We start from the raw sequence: 4,119 nt of genomic DNA on the forward strand, positions 1-4,119 counted from the left end.
ATCGTGAGCCTCAACCGCAACTCGTCCTCCTGGCCGGTGCTGCAGCGCTACGGCACGTTTTGCATCAATGTCCTGGCACATGACCAGCGACACGTTGCGGAGAGCTTTTCCGGGCGCAGTGGGCGCAAGGGAATCGAGCGATACCAGGATGCCGAATGGCGGGAACTTGCAACAGGAACCCCGGCGCTCGCACATGCGCTGACGGTTCTCGACTGCGAACTGGATGACGCGATCGAACGCCATTCACACGGTATTTTAATCGGCAGAGTGAGGGCAATCACATTACGCCAGAACGCCGAACCGCTGCTCTATTGGCATGGCGCCTATCGTCAAATTGCGGCGCAATCCCGGAAATAACGTTGGTCTATCTTACGTGACGATTGCGGTAATCGAACAGCCGATGAGAGCAACCGAGAGGAACAGGATAAAGCCGTAGAGCCGGGGCTGGTCGAAAATGACGGCGAAGCCGAGAAAGAAGGCCGAGCAACCCGAAGCCAGTGCAAAAAGGAAAGCCGGCTTATCACCGGTCGCGATCGCAAACGCCATCAGGCCGGCCACGATCAACGCCCCGAAGACGATAAAAATCCAGGTTGCGAAAGTTTCGTAGCGGTCCATTGTCGGGGCACTCCTGCATTCCAATGCGTTCTTAGTATCCTAATTACAACGAAATATCTCCCGCCAGTCAAATCGGCCAGTGCAGGGCGTGAGGTGTAAGCTGAATGGTCTCGTCGGACCGTTGCGATATATTTGTCACAGCATAGCGCTAACCTGAAACCGCTGGTTGTATGTCCCGTGCTTGAACTATAGTCTAAATGCGAGGCGTACTTCATTCGAGCGAGATTCAGTCGCGAAGCTATTCGGGCGTTACTATCTGGTGCAAGGGGGATTGCATGAAGTTTGATGGTTTCGGCTTAAGACTCCTCTGGCTATCTTCCGTTTCACTTCTGCCAATCCTGCTATCCAGCCAATCCGCGCAAGCAGCTTGCGTCCTAATTCCCAATCCTGGTAACAACAATTATACCTGCGATAGCGGGACGGGCGGGCCATTGAACGATCCGGGCGGTAACAATCTCCTCGTCCTGCCGGCTGGGGGCACCGGGAGGATTACGGGGCCGGTTGTATTCGGGCCCGGCGCCGACACAGTCATCATCGATTCGGGAACCATAAACGGCAATCTCGACACGGGTGCAGGTAATGACCGGGTCGAACTAAACGACGGCGTGGTCAACGGTACAATTTTTCAGGGTGCCGTACCGATATTTTCCTGATGAAAGGCGGCATCGTAGAGCGCGTCGAGCAGGGGAGCGAGCTTGACACAGCGTCGGTCGCTGGCGGACGAATCATCGGACAGTTTTTTGCCGGCGACTTTTTTACGATGACGGGCGGTCGGATCGGCGAGGTCAATCTCGAGCAGGCCAACAACGAGATGCGGATGTCGGGCGGCACGATCGACCGGTTTGTGATTGCCGCGCAAGGGCGGGACCTGCTCATTCTGTCGGGCGGTTCGATCGGTACGTTCGTTGATCTCGGCATCGGTGACAATCGCATCTTCATTTCGGGTGGTTCGATCGGTGGCACCCTCACGACCGGAACCGGAAATGACCAGTTCACCTGGGACACGGCGGGGACCATTGGGGGTGCCATCGATCTTGGCGGCGGCAACGATACGGGAACACTACAAAATCTGACCGATGCTGTGCTCTCATCGACACCATCGCTCAATGGTGGCGCGGACACCGATTCATTGACATTCGCGAATACGGCGGCGAAGACGTCCGCTCGGTATGTCAACTGGGAAAATGTGGCGCTGACCGCGGGGTCGGTCTTTACGCTCGACACCAACTTCGTTCTTGGCGACACCGGTACGGGCACCGGCAGTTTCTCCATCGACAGCAGCAGTACACTTCTTGCTGGCAACAGCGTCAACGCGGCGATTGCGCCGTTTGGCGCTGGCCAACTTGCGTCGGTTGTCAATGCCGGGACCATTGATCTGACCAATGGCTCGAGTGGACCAACCGACGTTCACCGTCATCGGCAACTATACCGCGAACGGTGGCGCAATTCGCTTGCAAACGGTACTCGGCGCTGATTCTTCGCCGGCCGATCGATTTGTCATTTCAGGTGGCACGGCAAGCGGAACAACGGGGCTGGCGGTGACCAATCTTGGAGGCGCGGGAGCCGCGACACAGCAGGAGGGCATCCTCGTCGTTCAGGCAGTGAATGGTGCGACCACGAGTGGGTCGGCCTTCGGCCTTAGCAACGAGGTGGCTGCGGGGGCCTACGAATATGCTTTGTTCAGGGGCGGCATTTCAGCGGGATCCAGTGAGAACTGGTATCTGCGATCGACGATCCTGCCAGGCTCCGAACCCGCGCCGCCTGTCGGGCCCGAGCTAAGTGCAGAGGACCCAGGTGAACCGATTATCCTGCCGCCCGGACCGGGTGTAGAACCGCCGACGCCTGGAGCTACTCCAATTGTTGCGGATGACCCGACCGAGCCGATACCACTCTATCGCATCGAAGTACCGATCTATTCGGTCGTTCCACCTGCAGTCCGGGAAACCGCGCTGGCCACGCTTGGCACTTTCCATGAGCGGCGCGGCGAACAGAATATTATCACTTCGAACTCCAATTTCTCTGCTGCGTGGGGCAGGGCCTTCGGGCAATCGACCGAGCAGAGCTGGGAAGGCACGGTCAACCCGTCCGTCGACGGAAACCTTTATGGCATTCAGGCGGGCCTGGATATCGTGGGGCACGAAAGCAATGGCGGACACTATGACCTGGCCGGCCTGTTTTTTGGCTACTCAAACTTCGATGCCGACATCAAGGGCGAGGCGGTCGGTTGGAAAAATCTCCAGGTCGGTTCGATGAATGTCGATACCACCAGTTTTGGCGGGTACTGGACCGATACTGTTGAAAAACTCGTTGTTGCAGGCGCTTGGGACGCATGATTCAATCCTGTGAGTGATTTGGCAGGGGATCAGGCGATGATGGGATTTCAGGCGGCTGCGGCGCAGCTCTTCTACGATTTCAGCCTCGATGAGCACGTGCCGGCCGATCATCTTCTGCGCCGGATCGACAACCACCTGGACCTCGATAGCGTCCGCACGCAGTTGAATCCTTACTACAGCAGCACGGGCCGCCCCTCGATTGATCCAGAATTGATGATGCGAATGCTGATCATCGGCTACAGCATGGGTATCCGGTCGGAGCGCCGGCTGTGCGAGGAGGTCCATCTCAATCTCGCCTACCGATTGTTCTGCCGGCTGGGACTGGACGGCAAGGTACCGGACCATTCCAGCTTCTCGAAGAACCGCCACGGGCGTTTCCGGCAAAGCGATATCCTTCGGCATCTGTTCGAGACGGTGGTGGAGCGCTGCCTGGCGCAGGGGCTGGTTGGGACTGAAGGCTTTGCCGTCGATGCCAGCTTGATTGCTGCCGATGCCAACAAACAACGGTCGGTACCTGGCGCAGAATGGAGTGTCCAAGAGGCGAAGGATAATGCTGGGCGTTCCGCGCAGGAATATCTGGCGGTCCTTGATGATGCCGCTTTTGGTGCGGCCTCGCCCGTGACGCCGAAGTTCATTTCCCCGTCTGATCCGGCAGCACAGTGGACCGGTGCCCATAAAGGTCATGCCTTCTTTGCCTACGCCACCAACTATCTGATCGACACCGACCATGGCGTCATTCTCGATGTTGAAGCCACCCGTGCCATCCGGCAGGCAGAAGTTGGCGCTTCCCGCACGATGATCGACAGAACCGAGAACCGCTTTGGCTTGAAACCGCACTATGTTGTGGCGGACAGCGCCTACGGCTCTGCCGATAATCTTGCATGGCTCGTCAAACACAAGAAGATCGCGCCGCATATCCCGGTGTTCGACAAGTCCAACCGCACGGACGGGACCTTCTCGCGTTCGGACTTCACCTGGGATGGCGAGAATGATCGCTATATCTGCCCGGCGGGCAAGGAACTGGTGCAGTTCCGGCGCACCTACGCAACGCCCAGATCGGGGATCACGAGTGAAGGAACGCGGCTCTACCGCGCACAAAAGAGGGATTGCGACGCCTGTGACCTCAAACAGCGCTGCTGCCCAAATGCGCCTGCTCGCAAGGTGCCGCGTG

6 protein-coding genes are annotated in these 4,119 nt (G+C 58.0%); 5 read left to right on the forward strand and 1 reads right to left on the reverse strand.

Going from position 1 to position 4,119, the window contains the following annotated elements; all coding sequences use genetic code 11:
• A partial coding sequence (locus AAAB35_RS01240) for a flavin reductase family protein (protein WP_340666434.1) occupies positions 1–357 on the forward strand: 357 nt, incomplete at its 5' end.
• A gap of 12 nt (positions 358–369) precedes the next feature.
• Here AAAB35_RS01240 and AAAB35_RS01245 read toward each other — a convergent pair.
• A complete protein-coding gene (locus AAAB35_RS01245; protein WP_340666435.1) occupies positions 370–615 on the reverse strand; it encodes a hypothetical protein in 246 nt (81 codons plus the stop codon).
• Between the two features lie 275 nt (positions 616–890).
• Between AAAB35_RS01245 and AAAB35_RS01250 the strand changes: the two genes are divergently transcribed.
• From AAAB35_RS01250 to AAAB35_RS01265, 4 genes are all read left to right on the forward strand, one after another.
• Entirely contained in the window at positions 891–1,268 is a 378-nt protein-coding gene (locus AAAB35_RS01250) for a hypothetical protein (RefSeq protein WP_340666436.1), read from the forward strand.
• Entirely contained in the window at positions 1,268–2,089 is an 822-nt protein-coding gene (locus tag AAAB35_RS01255) for a hypothetical protein (protein WP_340666437.1), read from the forward strand. The genes AAAB35_RS01250 and AAAB35_RS01255 overlap by 1 nt, the downstream gene beginning before the upstream one ends.
• Complete coding sequence (locus AAAB35_RS01260; protein WP_340666438.1) at positions 1,998–2,948, forward strand: autotransporter outer membrane beta-barrel domain-containing protein; 951 nt, start codon at positions 1,998–2,000, stop codon at positions 2,946–2,948. Before AAAB35_RS01255 ends, AAAB35_RS01260 begins: the two co-directional genes overlap by 92 nt.
• 36 nt (positions 2,949–2,984) lie before the next feature.
• On the forward strand, positions 2,985–4,119 hold a 1,135-nt coding region (locus tag AAAB35_RS01265), incomplete at its 3' end, for an IS1182 family transposase (RefSeq protein ID WP_340666439.1).

Origin of the sequence: Phyllobacterium sp. (genome assembly GCF_037994425.1) — a bacterium.
Lineage (GTDB): Bacteria > Pseudomonadota > Alphaproteobacteria > Rhizobiales > Rhizobiaceae > Phyllobacterium.

Coding starts and splice junctions, on each gene's coding strand:
- AAAB35_RS01260 (WP_340666438.1), top strand. CDS start 1,998: ATGGCTCGAGTGGACCAACCGACGTTCACCGTCATCGGCAACTATACC.
- AAAB35_RS01250 (WP_340666436.1), top strand. CDS start 891: ATGAAGTTTGATGGTTTCGGCTTAAGACTCCTCTGGCTATCTTCCGTT.
- AAAB35_RS01255 (WP_340666437.1), top strand. CDS start 1,268: ATGAAAGGCGGCATCGTAGAGCGCGTCGAGCAGGGGAGCGAGCTTGAC.
- AAAB35_RS01245 (WP_340666435.1), bottom strand. CDS start 615: ATGGACCGCTACGAAACTTTCGCAACCTGGATTTTTATCGTCTTCGGG.